1 protein-coding gene is annotated in these 1,104 nt (G+C 30.3%); it reads right to left on the reverse strand.

Translation table 11 applies throughout. The features are described 5' to 3' along the window. Positions 1-22: 22 nt before the first annotated feature. Positions 23-1,036, reverse strand: coding sequence for an alpha/beta hydrolase family protein (locus tag BUB95_RS14145; RefSeq protein WP_073087727.1), 1,014 nt, complete (start codon positions 1,034-1,036; stop codon positions 23-25). Between the last annotated feature and the right edge of the window lie 68 nt (positions 1,037-1,104).

Consider the following 1,104-nt stretch of genomic DNA (forward strand, 5'->3'; position numbering starts at 1 on the left):
CTATACACGTTGTTGGCAATAGTTATTTATTCAGTTCATTTATCCAATTGACAAGATATTGTTTAAATAAAAAGTCAACGTCGTAAATTTCATTTGTTTTTTGGTCAGTTGAATTGTCAGTCATGAAATGACCTAACTCATCGATTGCCTTGAATTCAATATTAGGATTTCCGATTTTTACTAATTCAACTTTGCTTTGTATTGGGTCAACTAGAATATCCTCTTTTCCAATAATAACTAAAGTAGGAATATCAATGTTTTTATAAATTTCTGTATTATCAATTTTGGCAAACTCAACAAAATAATTAGAAATATAGTTTTTAAATTGATTTCTTCTAAATCCTTTTTTACGTGCCTCTTTTAGTAAAGTTTTCCAAATATCCCAAGTATTTAAATCAATATTTGCATCAATAACATCATGCACAAAGTCTAGTATTTGAATTTTCTCTTCAATGGAATTACTGATAATGTATTTGTCATAGTTTTTTATACCGTTTTTAACCTGATATTTTGCTAACTCTCTTGGTTTTCCAATTGGTGCAGACCATTGTATTAAAAAGTCAGGTATAACAAGATTTTCGATAGCTTGAATGGTTACGAGACCACCTAAACTATGTCCTAAAAATCCGATTGACTTGTTTTTTATTAATTCTAATGTTTTGAGTTTGCTATAGATTTGAATAAAATCAGTTGTATAAGTCTTCGGACGGTCATCATATGCTCCGGTGGATTTTCCAACACCTCTTTTATCAAACCGAAAGACACCAATGTTGTTTTCAAGCAGAAATTCAGTTAAGTAATTATGAGCTTTTTGAGAAATTTTGCCAGTGCCAGAAACGATAACAACAATTTTATTGAATTCCGGCTTTGGTGTAAGTAATGTTCCGAAAATTGTGACTTTATCGTCAATTTCTGTTTGTACTTCGGTTAAATAATAATCCGAAATATTATCTAAATCCTTTTCATTGTTAAATTGCTCTTGACAAAAAATCAATTTAGAAACAAGCAGAAATAGTATAAGTAGGTTCTTTTTCATAATTATTGCCAACGGTTTTGGCTATGGTTTCGTTACGGAATGGTACGCGAGTATCATTCCGCCGTAAC

Source organism: Winogradskyella jejuensis (assembly GCF_900129745.1).
Lineage (GTDB): Bacteria > Bacteroidota > Bacteroidia > Flavobacteriales > Flavobacteriaceae > Winogradskyella > Winogradskyella jejuensis.